At 34.6% G+C, this 595-nt stretch carries 1 protein-coding gene; it reads left to right on the top strand.

Features of this window, described 5'->3' with window-relative positions:
- Positions 1 to 33 precede the first annotated feature (33 nt).
- Positions 34 to 501, top strand: a complete 468-nt coding sequence (locus tag H4J52_RS04685; RefSeq protein ID WP_182224285.1) for a nuclear transport factor 2 family protein — start codon at positions 34 to 36, stop codon at positions 499 to 501.
- Positions 502 to 595 lie beyond the last annotated feature (94 nt).

Consider the following 595-nt stretch of genomic DNA (forward strand, 5'->3'; position numbering starts at 1 on the left):
GGCGTTATGTGAATCTCATACTAAGGAGCACAAATGAATAAATTTATATCAATCGTAGCTGTTTTAATTACTTGTCTTTCAACAAATGTATTAGCCAATGAAGATATAGTTGATTACGATAAATTTTTTCAAGAATACTATGAAGCAAAGGTAAAAACTCAACAACCTAATGCTTCTAAAGAAGATTTAGAGCATTACTTATCATTCTTAACTGATGATGTAGGTAATCAACATTTCCCTAATGCTCCCGATGACTCTAGAGAACCTGACGGGAAAGAAATGATGCGTAAAGGGATGACTCGATATTTGGGAGTTCATACTGGTTATGATTCAAAATTAATAGAGTATATTGTTGGATATAATTCAATTGCATTTAAGCATAGCTTTTCTGCTAAAGGTTTACGCTCAGACGGTTCAGAATTTAGCTATAGCAAAGTTGTATTAGATGTTATCGAGTTAGAAAATGGCAAGGTATCTGTTATTCGCAGGTATGGTAAATAATTCACATAACAAGTTGCTCAAACGGACACGTACAGTTTGCTCGCGCTCCGCGCATTTTAGCAAATTGTACTTAGCCGCTTAGCAAAGCGTTATA

It is taken from the genome of Colwellia sp. MB02u-14 (assembly GCF_014076915.1).
Lineage (GTDB): Bacteria > Pseudomonadota > Gammaproteobacteria > Enterobacterales > Alteromonadaceae > Colwellia_A.

Coding starts and splice junctions, on each gene's coding strand:
- H4J52_RS04685 (WP_182224285.1), top strand. CDS start 34: ATGAATAAATTTATATCAATCGTAGCTGTTTTAATTACTTGTCTTTCA.